15 protein-coding genes are annotated in these 15739 nt (G+C 55.9%); 2 read left to right on the forward strand and 13 right to left on the reverse strand.

What is annotated here, in order from left to right; translation table 11 throughout:
* Positions 1–121: 121 nt before the first annotated feature.
* The 7 genes from folK to dksA form a co-directional block, all read right to left on the reverse strand.
* Complete coding sequence (folK, locus tag ACU6TU_RS02250) at positions 122–637, reverse strand: 2-amino-4-hydroxy-6-hydroxymethyldihydropteridine diphosphokinase (protein ID WP_447142974.1); 516 nt, start codon at positions 635–637, stop codon at positions 122–124.
* Positions 630–1979, reverse strand: a complete 1350-nt coding sequence (gene pcnB / locus ACU6TU_RS02255) for a polynucleotide adenylyltransferase PcnB (RefSeq protein ID WP_447142975.1) — start codon at positions 1977–1979, stop codon at positions 630–632. Before pcnB ends, folK begins: the two co-directional genes overlap by 8 nt.
* A gap of 1066 nt (positions 1980–3045) precedes the next feature.
* Positions 3046–4440: a sigma-54-dependent transcriptional regulator gene (locus ACU6TU_RS02260; protein ID WP_447142976.1), complete on the reverse strand. Its 1395-nt coding sequence runs from the start codon at positions 4438–4440 to the stop codon at positions 3046–3048.
* Positions 4418–7384 carry an ATP-binding protein gene (locus ACU6TU_RS02265; protein ID WP_447142977.1) on the reverse strand — a complete coding sequence of 989 codons (2967 nt, stop codon included), beginning with the start codon at positions 7382–7384 and terminating at the stop codon, positions 4418–4420. Before ACU6TU_RS02265 ends, ACU6TU_RS02260 begins: the two co-directional genes overlap by 23 nt.
* On the reverse strand, positions 7374–7550 hold the full coding sequence (locus ACU6TU_RS02270; protein WP_198518317.1) for a hypothetical protein: 177 nt from the start codon (positions 7548–7550) through the stop codon (positions 7374–7376). Before ACU6TU_RS02270 ends, ACU6TU_RS02265 begins: the two co-directional genes overlap by 11 nt.
* A gap of 21 nt (positions 7551–7571) precedes the next feature.
* The gene (gene gluQRS, locus ACU6TU_RS02275) at positions 7572–8462 is read right to left on the reverse strand and encodes a tRNA glutamyl-Q(34) synthetase GluQRS (protein WP_447142978.1); all 891 of its coding nucleotides are present in this window, start codon (positions 8460–8462) and stop codon (positions 7572–7574) included.
* 102 nt (positions 8463–8564) lie between these two features.
* Positions 8565–9002, reverse strand: coding sequence for an RNA polymerase-binding protein DksA (gene dksA / locus ACU6TU_RS02280; protein ID WP_447142979.1), 438 nt, complete (start codon positions 9000–9002; stop codon positions 8565–8567).
* A 242-nt stretch (positions 9003–9244) separates the two neighbouring features.
* On the opposite strand from dksA, the gene ACU6TU_RS02285 reads away from it, so the two are divergent.
* Positions 9245–10405: a pyridoxal phosphate-dependent aminotransferase gene (locus tag ACU6TU_RS02285; RefSeq protein WP_447142980.1), complete on the forward strand. Its 1161-nt coding sequence runs from the start codon at positions 9245–9247 to the stop codon at positions 10403–10405.
* Positions 10402–11151, forward strand: coding sequence for a DNA/RNA nuclease SfsA (gene sfsA / locus ACU6TU_RS02290; RefSeq protein ID WP_447142981.1), 750 nt, complete (start codon positions 10402–10404; stop codon positions 11149–11151). The genes ACU6TU_RS02285 and sfsA overlap by 4 nt, the downstream gene beginning before the upstream one ends.
* On the opposite strand, the gene ACU6TU_RS02295 is transcribed toward sfsA, so the two are convergent.
* The 6 genes from ACU6TU_RS02295 to ACU6TU_RS02320 are packed head-to-tail and all read right to left on the reverse strand — an operon-like array spanning position 11148 to position 15726.
* Entirely contained in the window at positions 11148–11642 is a 495-nt protein-coding gene (locus ACU6TU_RS02295) for a DUF4426 domain-containing protein (protein ID WP_447142982.1), read from the reverse strand. The two genes, sfsA and ACU6TU_RS02295, sit on opposite strands and share 4 nt — an antisense overlap.
* Before the next feature lie 19 nt (positions 11643–11661).
* Positions 11662–12258 (reverse strand): methionine biosynthesis protein MetW, encoded by a 597-nt coding sequence (gene metW / locus ACU6TU_RS02300; RefSeq protein ID WP_447144163.1) that lies wholly within the window; start codon positions 12256–12258, stop codon positions 11662–11664.
* A complete protein-coding gene (gene metX / locus ACU6TU_RS02305) occupies positions 12258–13472 on the reverse strand; it encodes a homoserine O-succinyltransferase MetX (RefSeq protein WP_447142983.1) in 1215 nt (404 codons plus the stop codon). Before metX ends, metW begins: the two co-directional genes overlap by 1 nt.
* Positions 13473–13502: 30 nt before the next feature.
* Positions 13503–14096: a YggT family protein gene (locus tag ACU6TU_RS02310; RefSeq protein ID WP_447142984.1), complete on the reverse strand. Its 594-nt coding sequence runs from the start codon at positions 14094–14096 to the stop codon at positions 13503–13505.
* A gap of 39 nt (positions 14097–14135) precedes the next feature.
* Complete coding sequence (proC, locus tag ACU6TU_RS02315) at positions 14136–14963, reverse strand: pyrroline-5-carboxylate reductase (protein WP_447142985.1); 828 nt, start codon at positions 14961–14963, stop codon at positions 14136–14138.
* Between the two features lie 58 nt (positions 14964–15021).
* Positions 15022–15726, reverse strand: a complete 705-nt coding sequence (locus tag ACU6TU_RS02320; RefSeq protein ID WP_447142986.1) for a YggS family pyridoxal phosphate-dependent enzyme — start codon at positions 15724–15726, stop codon at positions 15022–15024.
* Positions 15727–15739: the final 13 nt, after the last annotated feature.

Here is a 15739-nt window from a genome sequence, read left to right on the forward strand (position 1 = left end):
TTCATTCAGCCGACGCAAGGCGTCGATCGATGGATAACGCCGAATCAGGCGTCATGATGACGAAACCCGCAATTGTTACCTAAATATGTCATGGCTGTCGATGTTGATCGATAATGTCAGGTTAGCGGACAGGCGTGACGATATCACTCTCTGGCAGGGCAGCTAACCAGTGTTGTAGCGAGTGGTCGGACAAGGTCAAATGCGGCGCGACTTCGATGAGTGGGCAGAGGACAAAACGTCTCGCACAGATCTCAGGGTGAGGTATGCGCAAACGCGGATGAGACAGCGTGCATTGATCAAACAGTAACAGATCAAGATCAAGCGTGCGCGGGCCCCAGTGCCTGGCGCGCTTACGGCGATGACGCTGTTCCAGAGCCTGCAGCTGATCCAGCAATGCCAACGGCGATAGCCGCGTTTCTAACGCCGCCACCGCATTGATGAAATCATCCTGATCCTGTGGGCCTACCGGAGAGCTGCTGAACAGTGACGAGGTGTGCGTCACCTGTGTCAAGGGCAGCTGATCCAGCTCGATAAGCGCCTGACGAATATGCTCGACAGGCTGATCCAGGTTACTGCCCAGCCCGATATAGGCCCGAGAGACGACAGCCATCGATGGCGCTGCGCCGAGATCAGGCATCGGCTTGTGACTTGCGCCGTCTGCGTTTACGTTTTTTCTTGCCGCTGGGGCCTTGCCCTGCCGGATCGCTACCGGCTTTCTGCAACAAACGACGCTGCTCGTGTTCATCTCCATCCTGAAACGCCGTCCACCAGTCGCCCAGGCCACTGGGTATTTCTCCGGCCTGTTCACGCAACAACAGCAAATCATACGCGGCTCTGAAGCGTGGGTGTTCGCGTGTCTGGAATGCCCGTTTGCCCGCCCGTTGAGAAAGACGCGCCTGAAGCTCCCATATATCGCGCATTGGCATGCCAAATCGTTTCGGAATCGAGGTGTGCTGTAGCTGGCGCGAGATGACTTGCTGGGTTGCTGCCTGAAGGGCCGGGATGGGTGGCATGCCATCGTTTTCAAGCTGCTGCTGGCGGTGCACGACCGGTGCCCATAAAAAGGCTGCCAGCAAAAAGGCAGGGGTAACCGGACGACCTTCCGCAATACGTTTATCCGTGTTGGTCAGCGCCATTTCAATCATCTGCTCGGCCCACGCCGCATCCGCCATGGCTTCTTCGGACTCCGGGAACAACATGCCGAAAAGGTCATAATGGCTGAGCATACGAAATGTCATCAGCCCGTGGCCAGCCATAAATAATTTGAGCACTTCATCAAACAGGCGGGCAGGAGGGATCTGCAATAGCAGCGGTGCAAGCTCGTAAATCGGGGCTTCCGTGCTGTCATCAAGTGTGAAGTCAAGTTTGGAAGCAAAGCGCACGGCTCGCAGCATACGAACAGGGTCTTCACGGTAACGGGTTGCCGGATCGCCAATCAGGCGCAGCTTACGGGCTTCAATATCCTGGATGCCATTGGCAAAGTCATGAATGCTGAAATCCGCGATGCTGTAATAAAGGGCATTGACGGTGAAGTCGCGGCGTAAGGCGTCTTCCTCGATGTTGCCCCACACATTGTCCCTTAATAACAAGCCATCATCTGACTGCTGGGCGAGGTGTTGTCCGTGCTCATCCTGGGGTTTGCCCCGAAAGGTGGTGACTTCAATGACCTCACGCCCGAAACGCACGTGAACAATGCGAAACCGACGACCGATCAGACGTGAGTTGCGGAACAGCTCGCGCACCTGCTCGGGGGTTGCATTGGTGGCAACATCAAAATCCTTGGGCATCTTGCCCAGCAGGGCATCACGAATGCAGCCACCCACCAGGTAAGCCTCGAACCCCGCGCCATCCAGGCGATACAGCACTTTAAGGGCCGCATCGCTAATATGTTGGCGTGACACTGGGTGTTCAGCGCGAGGAATGATTCGCGCTGTCGAGGCGCCGCGTGGAGGCGCTTGGGTGTCATACAGCGATTTCAAATGTACTCCCGGGTGTTTCAGGAAACGGGCTTAGCCTGCCGACATGCTGTTCATTGTTGCGAATGGCATCGCTCATCCAGGTGAGCATCATAAGCGATGTTCTGGACAGTGTTTATGTGCCGTACTTATCTACGACAGCACGTCGATGCCAGATGTCGTCAATCAGGCTTGTGTGTGAAAGTCATTGAGTGTAGCCGACGCCCTCTGGCTTGCAAAGTGTGAGAGCTCGATAGAATGTCAAGAAGCGTAGCATGCCTTGGAAGACAGGCGGTTGGATCAACCATGGTTTGGCCCAAAATAGTTCGAACCAACCTAGTTCGACCAGACATGGTTTGAGCAGACATGGTTTGAGCAGACATAGAAAGGGGAGACCTTTCGGCCTCCCCTGTTAAGCAAGTAGTGTCAGCATCCGTGCTGCTATTCTTTTTCATGATGGCAAATCGCCCTGAATACGCAACGCAGTCAGTTTCAACCGCCTCGTATTCAAAACAATAATCCAACCGCGATCTTCTTCACCCGACTTTTTGTTTTTGTTGGCGTCGGGTTGTACGTATGGCCTGATTTGTTGTTGTTATCGTTGGCGACGTACATCGCGTCTAGTAGGGCTGCTCGCGTGCATTTCTTGTTCTTGTTGACTCATATGAGTATTGCGAGTCGAGAATACTGCCTATTATTTTTGTTTACTGCAGTGATCTCATGCTTGGCCGCTGTTGTTTTTATTTTGGCTCAAGTTGGTGTGGTGTCGAATTTTGTTGTTGTTTTTGATGTTAACCACACTGCCCGTATTTGAAATAAGTTGTTTTTCTTACCCGTATATATTGCACTTGCTGTGCCAATAAATTTAAATTCTAATAAAATCATGTGGTTGTGTTATTTCTGTGTCAGTGGGGAAGCGTTGGAAGAACAGTGTGTTACCTGCTGGAAGCAATTTTTGTGCGCTCTTTGTGTGGTGAGGTAACACCTTGGTGCATGCTGTTTTGGCGATAGTACTTGATGATTTCGGTGTAGTAGACCTTGGTCAAAGGCCGCTATCGACAGACACTGCTGGATGAAGCGCTGCCTAATGCTATTCGGGGCGACGTGGGGCTTTTTTACGCGGGATTCCTAGTCGCTGACGGCGCTCCCATAAACTCTTACGACTGATGCCGAGCTTCTGAGCCAGCTCGGTTTCACTCATCTGATCCTGATGTTCCAGTACAAAATGCTGGAAGTAGTCCTCAAGAGACAGGTCGTTTTCTGGGGCATGCTCACTGTTATCCTCTTCCTGAATGCTTTTTGAGGGCTGAGACGATGAAGACGAGGTGGCGGTTCGGGGTGCGTAGGGAGCCAGACCGAGGTCATCGGGGTGTATCAAATGACCTTCCGCCAGAATGACCCCGCGCTCGAGGGCATTCTCAAGCTCGCGGACATTGCCTGGCCAGGGGTAGTCTCGTAAATCCTGGCGGGCCGCCCGAGATAGCCGCAAACCTTCACGGCCATGCCGTTGACAGGCTTTATCCAATAAGATGTCGGCGATTTTTAATACATCTTCCTGGCGCTCGCGTAGCGGTGGCAGTTCAATCTGCATCACGTTCAGGCGGTAGTAGAGATCAAGACGGAATTCGCCGCTTTTGGAAAGGGTGCGAAGGTCCCGATGAGTCGCTGCGATCAGACGGACATTCACATGGCGGGTTTCGACCGAGCCGATTTTGCGAATCTCACCTTCCTGCAGTACGCGTAGTAAGCGTGCCTGAGCGTCGAGTGGCAGTTCGCCGATTTCATCCAGAAACAGGGTGCCGCCATCTGCGGCTTCCACAAGGCCAGTGCGAGCCGCACTGGCGCCGGTAAACGCGCCTTTTTCATGCCCAAACAGTTCGGATTCAATCAGTGTTTCAGGAATGGCGGCGCAGTTGACGCAGATCAGCGATGCCGATGCCCGCTTGCTCTGCTGATGAATGGCGCGAGCCACCAACTCTTTTCCGGTACCGGACTCTCCCTGGATCAGCACCGTGACATCTGCCGGGGCGGTTTTACGAATGCGTGTGTATACCTGCTGCATGGCATCGCAATTGCCAATCATGGTCTGGCGGCCACCGACCTCATCGGTCACATCCGGCGCCGGGCTGCTGCGTATGGATTGCTGATGCAGGATACGAGAGACGGTTTCGAGCAGTTCGCCGTGATCAAACGGTTTGGCAATATAATCGACAGCCCCTAACTTCAGGGAATCGATGGCTGAGCGCATGCTGGCATAGCTTGTCATGATCAGAACCGGCACGGGAGAGGAACGCTCGATCATTGCCGTTCCGGCCTCTCCAGGCAAGCGCAGGTCGCTGATGATCAGACTGAAATCAAGCAGTTCAAGGTCGTGACATTCTTCGACGCTGCCTGCTTCTACGACGTCATAATCGTGTCGTTCCAGCAAGCGCTTGAGCGCGCTGCGTATGATGGCTTCATCTTCAACAATCAGAATCCTGGGCATGAGGCTTCACATCATCCTGTTGGTAAAGTGGCAGCCATATCGTGATGGCTGTGCCGCAAGCATGAGCATGCGGTGGCGATGAAACATCAATCTTACCCTGATGCTCGGTAATAATCTGGTAGGCAAGAGATAGGCCTAACCCCGTGCCTTTGCCGGCTGGCTTGGTGGTAGTGAACGGTTCGAACAGGCGGTCGCGCACGGATGGCTCAATGCCGCTGCCGTTATCGCGGACCTGCCACCAGGCTTGTTGGCCAGTGATGCCAGCTTCAATGTGAATCTCTCCGTCGGGTGAGCAGGCGTCACGGGCATTGCTCAACAGATTGACGATAACCTGCGTGAGTCGCTGGGCATCCCCTCTGACGATAATATCCGGCGGACATGTGTTGGAAATGGCAGCATCGTCGCCGGTGCGCGCCAGATGAATCAAGTGCAGAGCATCGTCGCTAATGACCGACAGGCTGACCGGGGCAGAAGGTAGCGGAAGCGCCTGCCTGCCGCCATGAGCAAATCCAACCAGCGAATTAACGATTTTGGTGACCCGCTGAGTCAGAAGCTGAATGTGTTCGGCGGTCTCAAGCAGGGCGGGGTCATCCGTGTCATAGCGTAAATTTTGCGCCAATGAAGAAATGCCGGTGATCGGGTTACCGATCTCATGGGCGACCCCCGCGGCTAACTGGCCAATAGAAGCAAGCCGGGCGGCGTGAACCAGTTCGTCTTCCAGGCGTTTCATTTCACTGTGATCTTCAATCAGAACCACGCTACCACCACGGCTATCATAACCGCTCAACTCGGCGGTGTGTAATGTCAGAAAATAGTCATGGCCATCAAGGTGGGCTGGCTGTTTGTAGAGCGGTGTGTCATCACTATGCAGGGCTTTTTCCAGCAGCGCTGACCAGGGCATTGGCAGGCTATCCAAACGTGAACCGATGACGCTATCGCCATCAATGCCCGATAAGTGGGCCAGCGCGTGGTTCCACATCAGCAGTTCGTCGTCATCACCGAACACGCACAACCCGACGGGCAGATACGCCAGTGTCTGACGGTGGTGACGGCGAAGACCATCCAGCTCACGGGCAAGCCCGGTCAAGCGTGAACGATAGGCTTCAAGACGGCTTTCCACGAAATGAATATCATCGGTGACGGGAGCATCATCGTGGCGGTACGGCAGGTAGCGGTCGACAATGTCGCGGGCGACCGATGGCCCCATTAGCCCTGACAGGTTGGCTTGAATGCGGTCACGTAAACGTCTTAAGGCATAGGGGCGGCGCTCCTGGTGCTCCAGGTTGAGGGCTTTTAGCGCGCGGTTGACCTCACGGCTGGCGGCTTCATCGCCAAGGGCCTGGGCAAGATGCAAGGTGAAGTCTGCGACCGTTACCGCTTCCAGTGGCAGGCGCTTTGAGCGAATCACGGCATCGACCGAGCAGGCTTCGGCAGCGGATTTTTCCCCTTCCGATGTGTGGCTGAAAAGCGAGATGCAGATCAACAACACAATATTGACCGATAGCGATAACAGGGTGATCTGATACCACAGGGGGGCTTCTGGGGGAATCAGTGGGGCAAAGGGAAGGCTTGGCAGCGGTAGCTCAATAAACAGCGGTACCCATAACCCCCACAACCAGATCGCCACCCCCGCGAGGAGCCCCGTCACCATGCCGTTACGGTTGGCGCCTGGCCAATACAGTAGCGCGAGCATGCCGGGTAAGCACTGCGCCATGCCAACAAAGGCGGCCAGGCCCAGGCTGGAAAGGTCCGGTTGGTGGCTGACGCTACGATAGAACAGCCAGCCACCGATAATTACGCCAATGATCAAGGCGCGACGCAACCAGCGCAGCCAGCCGTATAAGTCAGTGCGGGCTTCTGGCGGCCTGGCGACCAGCACCATATGGTTGAGCACCATGCCTGACAGAGCCAGCGCAATGATGATCATGGTGCCGCTGGCGGCTGCCAGCCCGCCAATAAAGGCCAGTGCCTGCACCCAGGGATGGTCGCTCAGCAGATAAATAGCGTAGGCAGACAGCTCAATCGGTTGGTTGGACTGTGCCTGTACGGCCCACCAGATAAGCGGCACCGGTAGCGCCATGAGCAACAGGAAGAGGGGTAACGTCCAGCTGGCCTGAAGCAGCGTTTGCCGCGATAACCCTTCTGCAAAGATAATATGAAAGAGATGCGGCATTAAGAAGGCCGCAGAGAAAAACAGCAGCAGAAAGGTTCGCCATTGCGCGGCTTCCAGTTTCGGGGTCTGTTGTTGTAACGCTTGCCCGTCAGTGGCTAACCATTCCTGCACCTGTTGCGGGCCGTCGAAAACGCCCCACAGGGCGACGCCGCCGAGTACCAGTATGGCGACCAGTTTGACGATGGACTCCAATGCAATCGTGGCCAGCAGGGTGTCATGATGGGGATGAAGATGACTATGACGTGCGCCAAAAAATACCGCAAAGGCAGCAATGATCAGACAAAAAACCAGGGCGACCGCTGGCCCTTGGTGACCTCCAGTGAGTATATCGACCCCGTCACCCAGGGTTTTTACCTGTATACCCAGCAAGGGTAGCACCGCCAGCAGGCTGACCAGTGTGACCAAGGTGCCTGCCCAGCGTGAGCGGAAACGAAAAGCGAACAGATCCGCCAGCGAAGCGAGCTGATAAGTGCGGGTAATGCGCTGGATGGGCACCAGCAGTACCGGGGCAAGCAAAAAAGCACCGGCAGCGCCAAGGTAATAGGCGAGATAGCCAAAGCCTGCATTCGCCGCCAGCTCAACGCTGCCGTAAAACGCCCAGGCGCTCGCATAAACCCCCAGTGCCAGGGTGTAAACCACTGGGTGACGCAAAAAGCGTACCGGCACCCACTTACGTTCAGCCGCCACCCCACAGGCGAAAAGCAGGGCCAGGTATCCAGTGCCCAGTATCAGCAAAAGACGGGTATCAAGGGTGACTGACTCAACGTTCATCAAGCTTCCTTTTCTGTTCCAGCCAGATGGTCAAAGCAATCAGGCTTCCCCAGATCAGAAAGGGCCGATACCAGGCGACGTCCGGATTGCCCCAGCCATTCATCAAAAGAGGCGACAGCAGATAGCCGCCAAATACCAGGAACAGCACAATGCGATAAACGTACACGGCGACTCCTTGAAAAAACCGTCAAAAAATATAGCGGTTAGGTTCAGCCTTCAGGGTGGTGACACGCCAGTGTTCAATGGCCCACGTCAGCTGCTCGTTGACCGGTGTGCTGGCGAGCGCCTCAGGTGGCGACTGGTCGAGCAGCTGCAACGCATTAAAGAGTTGTTGGCGAATGGCATCAACATCGTCAGCCAACGGGGGAGCCAGGTTCTGTTTGGAAAGTTTCTGACCTTGCGCAGTGACAACCAGGGGCAAGTGCAGATAATCAGGCTCAGGGTAACCCAGAGCGCGCTGAAGCTGACGTTGCCAGGGCGTATTATCCAGCAGGTCGATGCCCCGCACCACATCGGTAATGCCCTGGTCGGCGTCGTCAACCACCACCGCCAGCTGGTAGGCCCATAATCCATCCTTGCGTTGCAGGACGACATCCCCGTAATCGGCTGGGTCGAGCGTTTGCTGACCAAATAAACGGTCCTGCCAAGTAATCGGGCGCGGGCCCAGGTCAGTGCGTAAACGCCAGGCCACGGGTTGATTGCTATCCGTCACGCCGTTCCGGCACCAGCCAGGATAGACGGCATAGTCACGCCATTGTTTGCGCGAACAGCTGCAGGGGTAGGCTAGCCCAGCTGTTTTTAATGTTTCCAGTGCCTGCGTGTAAGCCGTATGACGACGATGCTGCCAGCATACGTCACCATCCCAGTGCAGGCCAAAGGCCTCAAGCTGGCGCAGGATGGTGTCAGCGGCACCCGGCGGGCAGCGGGGCGGGTCAATGTCTTCGATACGCAGCAGCCATTCGCCCTGTGCGGCGCGTGCGTCCAGATAGCTGCCCAGCGCTGCGACCAGCGACCCAAGGTGCAAGGGCCCGGACGGCGTTGGCGCAAAGCGTCCGCGATAGAAGTAGTTTGATTGCATGGACATATCTTGGTGATTGCTTGCCTGGTCGCCGAAGGGCATACAAAAACGGGCACCATACAAGGGTGCCCGCCAGTCTCTCAGTGCTTACGTCGTCCCTTGCTAACCGCCGAGCTGTTTTTCCTTGAGCTCAGCAAGGGTTTTGCAATCGACGCATAGCGTAGCGGTTGGTCGCGCTTCAAGGCGACGAATGCCGATTTCTACGCCACAGGCTTCACAGAATCCGTAATCATCTTCATCAATCTTGTCGAGCGTCTCGTGAATTTTTTTCAGCAACTTACGCTCTCTATCCCGAGTGCGCAGTTCCAGGCTGAACCCTTCTTCCTGGGTCGCCCGGTCAGCAGGGTCGGCGTAGTTGTTGGCATCTTCCTGCAGGTGGCGCACCGTGCGATCCACCTCTTCCATGAGATCCTGCTTCCAGTCCAGCAACAGCTGACGAAAGTGTTCCAGCTGCTGTTCGTTCATGTATTCTTCACCCGCTTTTGACTCATACGGTGTGAAAGATTTGGACGCTTCCGCTTTTTTTTCCGCTACCGGCATGGGGCTGCCCCTTACATAAATGACTACCAAAATGACGGCTGATCAACCATCCGCGAGGTAATAATCGCGTGCTAAAGGGGTGCTTGTTTAGCTGAAAAACAAGCGGTTTGCAAGCATAATAGCTTCTTTTATACGATGGTTTACCCACTAATAGCGTCGCTATCTGTATATTGGCAAGTTCTGTATATCGGTAAGTTCTCTATACCGTCAAGTATATCGCGATCAATAACCGAGGAGTCAGCATGGAGTGGAATTCGCGCGTTGCGCAAGTTGCCCCTTTTCGAGTGATGCACCTTCTGGAAATGGCGCAGGCGCGAGAGGCCCAGGGGCATGACGTGATTCACCTGGAAGTCGGTGAGCCTGACTTTCCTTCACCGGAACCGGTGATAGCTGCGGGGCAAGCAGCGCTGGCCTCAGGGCAAACCCGTTACACCCCAGCAGCGGGGCTGCCAGCACTGCGCGAGGCAATCGCACAGTACTATGCGCGTCACTTTCAGGCACAGGTCGACCCCTCGCGCATTCTGGTCACGCCAGGCGCCTCCGGTGCGCTGCTGTTGGCCAGCCAGCTACTGGTGGAAACGGGGGATCGTGTGTTGATGGCGGACCCGAATTATCCGTGTAATCGCCATTTCATGGCGTTGGCCGGTGCTGACGTGGATGCGGTTCCGGTTGGGCGCGAAAGCGGCTGGCAGTTGAATGCAGACCTGATAGCCGCTAACTGGACGCCGACCACGCGGCTGGCGATGCTGGCATCACCTTCCAACCCCACCGGGCACACGCTTAGCGCAATGGCCCTTGAAGGCGTTCAGCAGGCGGTGCGTCAACGTGGCGGTGCCCTGGTGGTGGATGAGATTTATCAAGGCCTGAATTATGACGATGCGCCGCTTTCTGCGTTATCGATCAGTGATGATGCCTTTGTGGTGAACAGTTTTTCGAAATATTTTGGCATGACCGGTTGGCGGCTGGGTTGGCTGGTGGCACCAGAAGACGCTGTAGAACCATTGACACGCCTGGCCCAGAATATCTTCCTGGCAGCTTCAACGCCTGCTCAGCATGCCGCCTTGGCGGCTTTTACGCCTGAGTGTCGCGATATTCTTGAACACCGCCGACAAACCTTGAAAGAGCGCCGGGATGTGCTGCTGGGAGGCCTGGAAACCCTGGGGCTAGCGCCGGATATGCCACCCCAGGGGGCGTTTTATTTATGGCTGGATATTTCCCGTTATAGTCACGACAGCCAGGCGTTCTGTGAGCACCTACTGGTCGAGGAAAACGTTGCCATCACGCCCGGTATCGATTTTGCCGTGCAAGGCGGCGAGCACTTCGTGCGGATTGCGTTCACCACCGATGTCGCGCGTCTGGAAGAGGCCGTTGCGCGCCTATCGCGCTTTGTGAGTCGTTTGTGAGCCTGCACTATCCGCCATTGGTGGCCGGCACCTTGCTGCGGCGCTATAAACGCTTTCTGGCAGATGTCATGCTCGATGATGGACGTGAAGTGGTGGCCCATTGTCCCAATACCGGTTCGATGAAAGCCGTAAATGTCCCGGGGGCACGCGTCTGGCTATCCCCAAGTGATAACCCGGCGCGCAAACTGGCCTGGACCTGGGAGTTGATTGAACTGCCCCAGGCCGAAGGGGTTTCCGCTCTAGCGTCAGTGCATACCGGGCGGGCAAATCGCATGGTTGAAGTCGCGCTTGAACAGCAACGTATTGAGCCACTGGCCGGGTATGCGAGGCTGCGTCGGGAGGTAAAAGTCGACGATGCACGGCTTGATTTCATGCTTGAAGACACGCATGGCAAGCCGACCTGGGTGGAAGTCAAACAGGTGACACTCAAGGAAGACGATGGCCACGGCTACTTTCCTGACGCGGTTAGCGCCCGTGGGCTAAAACACCTGGGCACCCTGACACGACTCGCCATGCAGGGGGAACGTGCGGTGTTGCTGTTTTGTGTCGCGCATGAGGGTATCAATGATGTGGCTGCAGCAGCACATATTGATCCGGCGTATGCGGCAGCGCTTGAAACTGCGATAGAGCAGGGCGTTGAGGTGCTCGCCTATGGCGCGGTGTTTGAGCGCCATAATGGAATGCCCGCCAGCGTTTCGCTGGCGCGGGCATTGTTGTTTCGGCGCTGTGCACTCTCAGTGGGTTAACGGTCGATATAAAAGCGTTCTACGAAGCTGACAGGCTCGGGGGAGGCATTGCGGTCGTAGCGCACATCCAGCTCAAATCGCATGGGTTCGTCATGGCGCAAGCTGAAAGTGGCGAGGTGGTAGATGGCATTGTCCTCACGAACGGTGCGAAAGCGCAAGGATTCTCGGCTACCCGAGAGGTCGCCTACGCTGCCTTCGACGCTGGCATTAACAGGAGCGGTGCTGCCGTCTTCCTGTTCTTCACGTACGCTGATGTTCACCAGCCCAAGCGCCACGCTGCGCTGGATATTGTAGGCCATCGCCACTTCCGGGGTGAGGAAATCGGTGCTGATGGTGCTGTAGTGAATCTGGTAGTCGCCCACCTGGGTGTATTGCTCTGCACAGGCGCTGGTAGCGCCCAGGCTTATGCCTGCAGCCAATAAACTGCCCAGCAAGGTGCGCGAAAAACGCGATGCGTTTAAAAAGCCTGCCTTTAATAATGTGTTAAACATGCGAATGCTTCTCCCGTGATCAAGGACGGCGACGAACGCGAAAAATGGCAATTTCTCCAAACAGATTAGGCCATAAACGCGAGGTCCAGTGGCCTCGGTGATCGCCAACGCCTACCGCGCGGTCGACAATCATCAGACCTTTTTTGCGGCAAAGGTGTTCAAAGTCATTGAAGGTGGAAAGGTGGATGTTGGGCGTGTTGTACCAGTCGTAAGGCAGCGACTTGGATACAGGCATATAACCGCGTAGGCCAAGATGAACACGGTGGCGCCAGTAGGCAAAATTGGGGAAGGTGATAATGCCTTCCTCTGCCACACGCAGCATTTCATCGAGCATTTTGTCAGGTCGGCGAAGGGCTTGCAGTGCCTGGGTCATGATCACCAGGTCATAGCTGTTATCACTGAAACTGCTTAACCCGTCATCAAGGTTGTGCTCAATGACGCTGACGCCGCGCTCGACACAACGGGTGATACCGGCCGGGTCGATTTCCAGCCCGTAACCACTGACGTTTTTATGCGCCGCCAGGGCCTCAAGTAACACCCCGTCGCCACAGGCCAGGTCGAGCACGTGGGTGTTTTCAGAGACCCAGTCGTAAATAATTTCCAGATCAGCACGCATCACACTGTCACCTCCTGTTTGGCCTGCGATTGGGTGGGGGAGGCAAGCAGTCCTTCTTGCCTGGCAGCACGTGTCATGAAAGCACTGAAAATGGCGTTATAGCGTTCATCCGGTAGCAGGAAGGCATCGTGGCCAAAGGGCGAGACAATATTGGCATAACTGACCGGCTTGCCAGCATGGATCAACGCATCGACCAGTTCCCGCGAGCGGGAAGGCGGAAAGCGCCAGTCACTGCTGAAACTTACCACCAGAAATGGACACTGGGCAGGAGACAGTGCTTCGGCCAAGTTGCCATTATGACGTTCGGCCGGGTCGAAATAATCCAGCGCTTTGGTCATCAGCAGATAGGTGTTGGCATCAAAGGTGGTCGAGAACGTATCGCCCTGATAGCGCAGATAGGACTCCACCTGAAACTCGACGCCAAAACCAAAATTAAGATCATTACTGCGCAGGTCCCGCCCAAATTTGCTGCCCATGGCATCTTCCGACAGGTAAGTGATATGCCCGACCATCCGTGCAAGCTTTAAGCCACGCTTGGGCACGGTCTGGTGTTCGCTATACCAGCCATCGTGAAAGTCCGGGTCTGAGCGAATGGCCTGACGCGCCACTTCGTTGAAGGCAATGTTTTGGGCTGAAAGGCGTGGCGTCGCGGCAATAACAACGGCATTAGCGATGCGCTCCGGGTAAGCGGTGCTCCATTGGAGTACCTGCATGCCGCCAAGGCTCCCCCCTACCGCGGCTGCCCAGCGCTTGATGCCCAGATGGTCGGCCAGGCGTGCTTGACTGTTTACCCAGTCACTCACCGTCATCATCGGGAAGTCGGGCCCCCACAGGCGGCCGGTTTCCTTGTTATGGCTGAGCGGCCCGGTGCTGCCGTGGCAGCCGCCGAGATTATTCAGGGAAACAACAAAAAAATGATTGGTATCAATCGATTTCCCAGGGCCAATATGATCATCCCACCAGCCGGGTTTACGCTCTTCGAGGTTATGATAGCCCGCCGCATGATGATGGCCGGAGAGGGCATGGCAAATCAGTACGGCATTGCTGCGCTCAGCGTTCAAGGTGCCGTAGGTTTCATACACCAAATCGAAATCTGGCAGCATTTTTCCGCACGCCAGGGCTAGTGGCGTATCAAAATGCGCGACCTGTGGGGTAATAAGACCCACCGAGTCTGCGGGGAGTGGGTCAGTCGCAAGGCGTTGCGAATCAGGCATGGATGGCGTCATCCTCATTGTATAAATGAATCACAAACCGACCAGGGCACCGGAAATGCCGGCAGCTCGAACCAAAGAGCCAACCACAAGCCCATCCAGCAGATTAATGGCAATAAACACCACAATCGGTGACAGGTCGATCATGCCCAGCGGCGGAATGACCTTACGAACAGGGGCCATGATTGGCTCAACCAGCTGCATGACAAGCATCGCGCCTGGGTGATTGGCATTGGGCGCCACCCAGCTAAGAATAATCATCACGATCAGAGCGAAGAAATAGATCTTCAGGATGGCGTTCGCCACAGCGGCAACCCCGCCAATCAGCAGTCCGATAATGGGCGGTATGCCAACGCCGATGACCATGAAAATAATCACCATGCTGACGACTTTGAGTATAAAGCCAGCTGCCAGGGTGGCCAGATCAAAGCGTCCGGCTACCGGGCCAAGAAAGCCTTGGAAAAGGCCCACGACTGGCTGGGTGATCTTGACCACGGATTGACTCAGCGGATTGTAGTAATCCGCGCGTGAAGCCTGCAGCAAAAAGCGCAGCATCAGGATGAACAGGTAGATATTGATCACTGAGTTGACCAGCATCAGCCCGGCGCTGCCCAAGGTGTTACCCATAGAAGAATCTCCGTTGTCAGGGTGGTGGTTGTGCGGTCATTAAGACGTTGCGCTAAGTTCTTTGGCCATTTCCTGGGCACGCTTGGCGCAGGCCTGCATGGCGTCAGCGATCGTTTTACGCAGCTCGGCGTCCTCCATGTGCTGGATAGCGCGTTCGGTCGTGCCGCCGGGTGACATGACATTTTGCTTCAGCGTCGCGGGGTCATGTTCGCTACGCTGCGCCATGGTGGCTGCGCCCAACGCGGTCTGAATGGCCAGGCGGCGCGCGCTGTCAGCCGGTAAGCCAAGCTTGACGGCGGCTTCTTCCATGGCTTCAAACATCAGGAAAAAATACGCCGGAGCGCTGCCGGAGACAGCTGTCACAGCATCCAGAAGGGCTTCGTCTTCAACCCATTCGACAATCCCGACAGCTTCCATCAACTGGGTGGCGGTGTCGCGCTGTTCTGACGTCACAACCGGGTTGGCGAACAGCCCGCTGGCACCGTAACCCACCAGGGATGGCGTGTTAGGCATGCAGCGAACAACGGCGTTACCGCCACCCAGCCATTCATCAATGGTATCGGCATCCAGGCCTGCCGCAATGGAAATAATCAATGGCCGGTGCTCTTGCGTGGTGTCCTGCATGGCCTGACACACGTCACGCATGATTTGCGGCTTGACGGCGAGCACCACCACATCGGCATTGCGAATGGCTGCATTATTATCCGTCTGGGTATTTATGCCAAAGCGCTCGGAGACCGGGCGCAGCATATCCTCGGTGGGTGAGGTGGCGGTAATATTGCTGGTGGCAATGCCGCTGTCGATCAGGCCACCGATGATGGCGCTTGCCATGTTGCCTGCGCCGATGAAAGTGATGTTAGTCGCCATGAAAAATCCCTTGATAAAAAATGTAGGAGTTAAAACGTCTGTCATGTTCTGGCTAGCGTTAGCGTGTCTGTCGAGCACCAAAAATAGCGGTGCCTAATCGTACCTGGGTCGCGCCTTCAAGAATTGCCGCTTCGAGGTCATCGCTCATGCCCATTGAAAGGGTATCCAATGGCGCATCAGGCAGGTCGCTTTTGAGGCGTTCAAACGCTTCCCGCAACGCCGCGAGTGGCTGGCGTTGCGCTTCCAGCGTGTCGGCTGGCGCTGGAATTGCCATCAAACCACGTAGCCGAAGATGGGGCAGACGGGCGACCTCAGACGCTAATTCGCTCAATGCTTCCGGCAATACACCAGATTTTGTTTCTTCGCCGCTGATATTAACCTGCAGGCAGACGTTAAGGGGGGCGCTCTCAGTGGGGCGTTGCTCACTGAGGCGTTTGGCAATTTTCAGCCGGTCAACGCTATGCACCCAGGCAAAGTGTTCCGCAACCGCTCGCGTCTTGTTCGACTGTAGCGGCCCGATAAAATGCCACTCAATATCGCTCAGATCCGCCAGTTCCGCTTGCTTATCAAGTGCCTCTTGCAGATAGTTCTCTCCAAATGCTCGTTGCCCTGCCGCCCAGGCCTCGCGAATCATGCTGGCGGGCTTGGTTTTGCTGACGGCCAGCAGTGTCGCATCAGTGGCTGGCCGGTCAGCGGCGACGAGCGCCTGCTCCAGGCGATGGCGCGCACGGGCGAGTGACTCAGAAAGCGCATTGTCTGTCATACTCGAATACCTT

The sequence above is a fragment of the Halomonas sp. LS-001 genome (assembly GCF_052983955.1).

Coding starts and splice junctions, on each gene's coding strand:
- folK (WP_447142974.1), bottom strand. CDS start 637: ATGCCTGATCTCGGCGCAGCGCCATCGATGGCTGTCGTCTCTCGGGCC.
- ACU6TU_RS02260 (WP_447142976.1), bottom strand. CDS start 4,440: ATGCCCAGGATTCTGATTGTTGAAGATGAAGCCATCATACGCAGCGCG.
- ACU6TU_RS02265 (WP_447142977.1), bottom strand. CDS start 7,384: ATGAACGTTGAGTCAGTCACCCTTGATACCCGTCTTTTGCTGATACTG.
- gluQRS (WP_447142978.1), bottom strand. CDS start 8,462: ATGCAATCAAACTACTTCTATCGCGGACGCTTTGCGCCAACGCCGTCC.
- dksA (WP_447142979.1), bottom strand. CDS start 9,002: ATGCCGGTAGCGGAAAAAAAAGCGGAAGCGTCCAAATCTTTCACACCG.
- ACU6TU_RS02285 (WP_447142980.1), top strand. CDS start 9,245: ATGGAGTGGAATTCGCGCGTTGCGCAAGTTGCCCCTTTTCGAGTGATG.
- ACU6TU_RS02295 (WP_447142982.1), bottom strand. CDS start 11,642: ATGTTTAACACATTATTAAAGGCAGGCTTTTTAAACGCATCGCGTTTT.
- metW (WP_447144163.1), bottom strand. CDS start 12,258: ATGCGTGCTGATCTGGAAATTATTTACGACTGGGTCTCTGAAAACACC.
- metX (WP_447142983.1), bottom strand. CDS start 13,472: ATGCCTGATTCGCAACGCCTTGCGACTGACCCACTCCCCGCAGACTCG.
- ACU6TU_RS02310 (WP_447142984.1), bottom strand. CDS start 14,096: ATGGGTAACACCTTGGGCAGCGCCGGGCTGATGCTGGTCAACTCAGTG.
- proC (WP_447142985.1), bottom strand. CDS start 14,963: ATGGCGACTAACATCACTTTCATCGGCGCAGGCAACATGGCAAGCGCC.
- ACU6TU_RS02320 (WP_447142986.1), bottom strand. CDS start 15,726: ATGACAGACAATGCGCTTTCTGAGTCACTCGCCCGTGCGCGCCATCGC.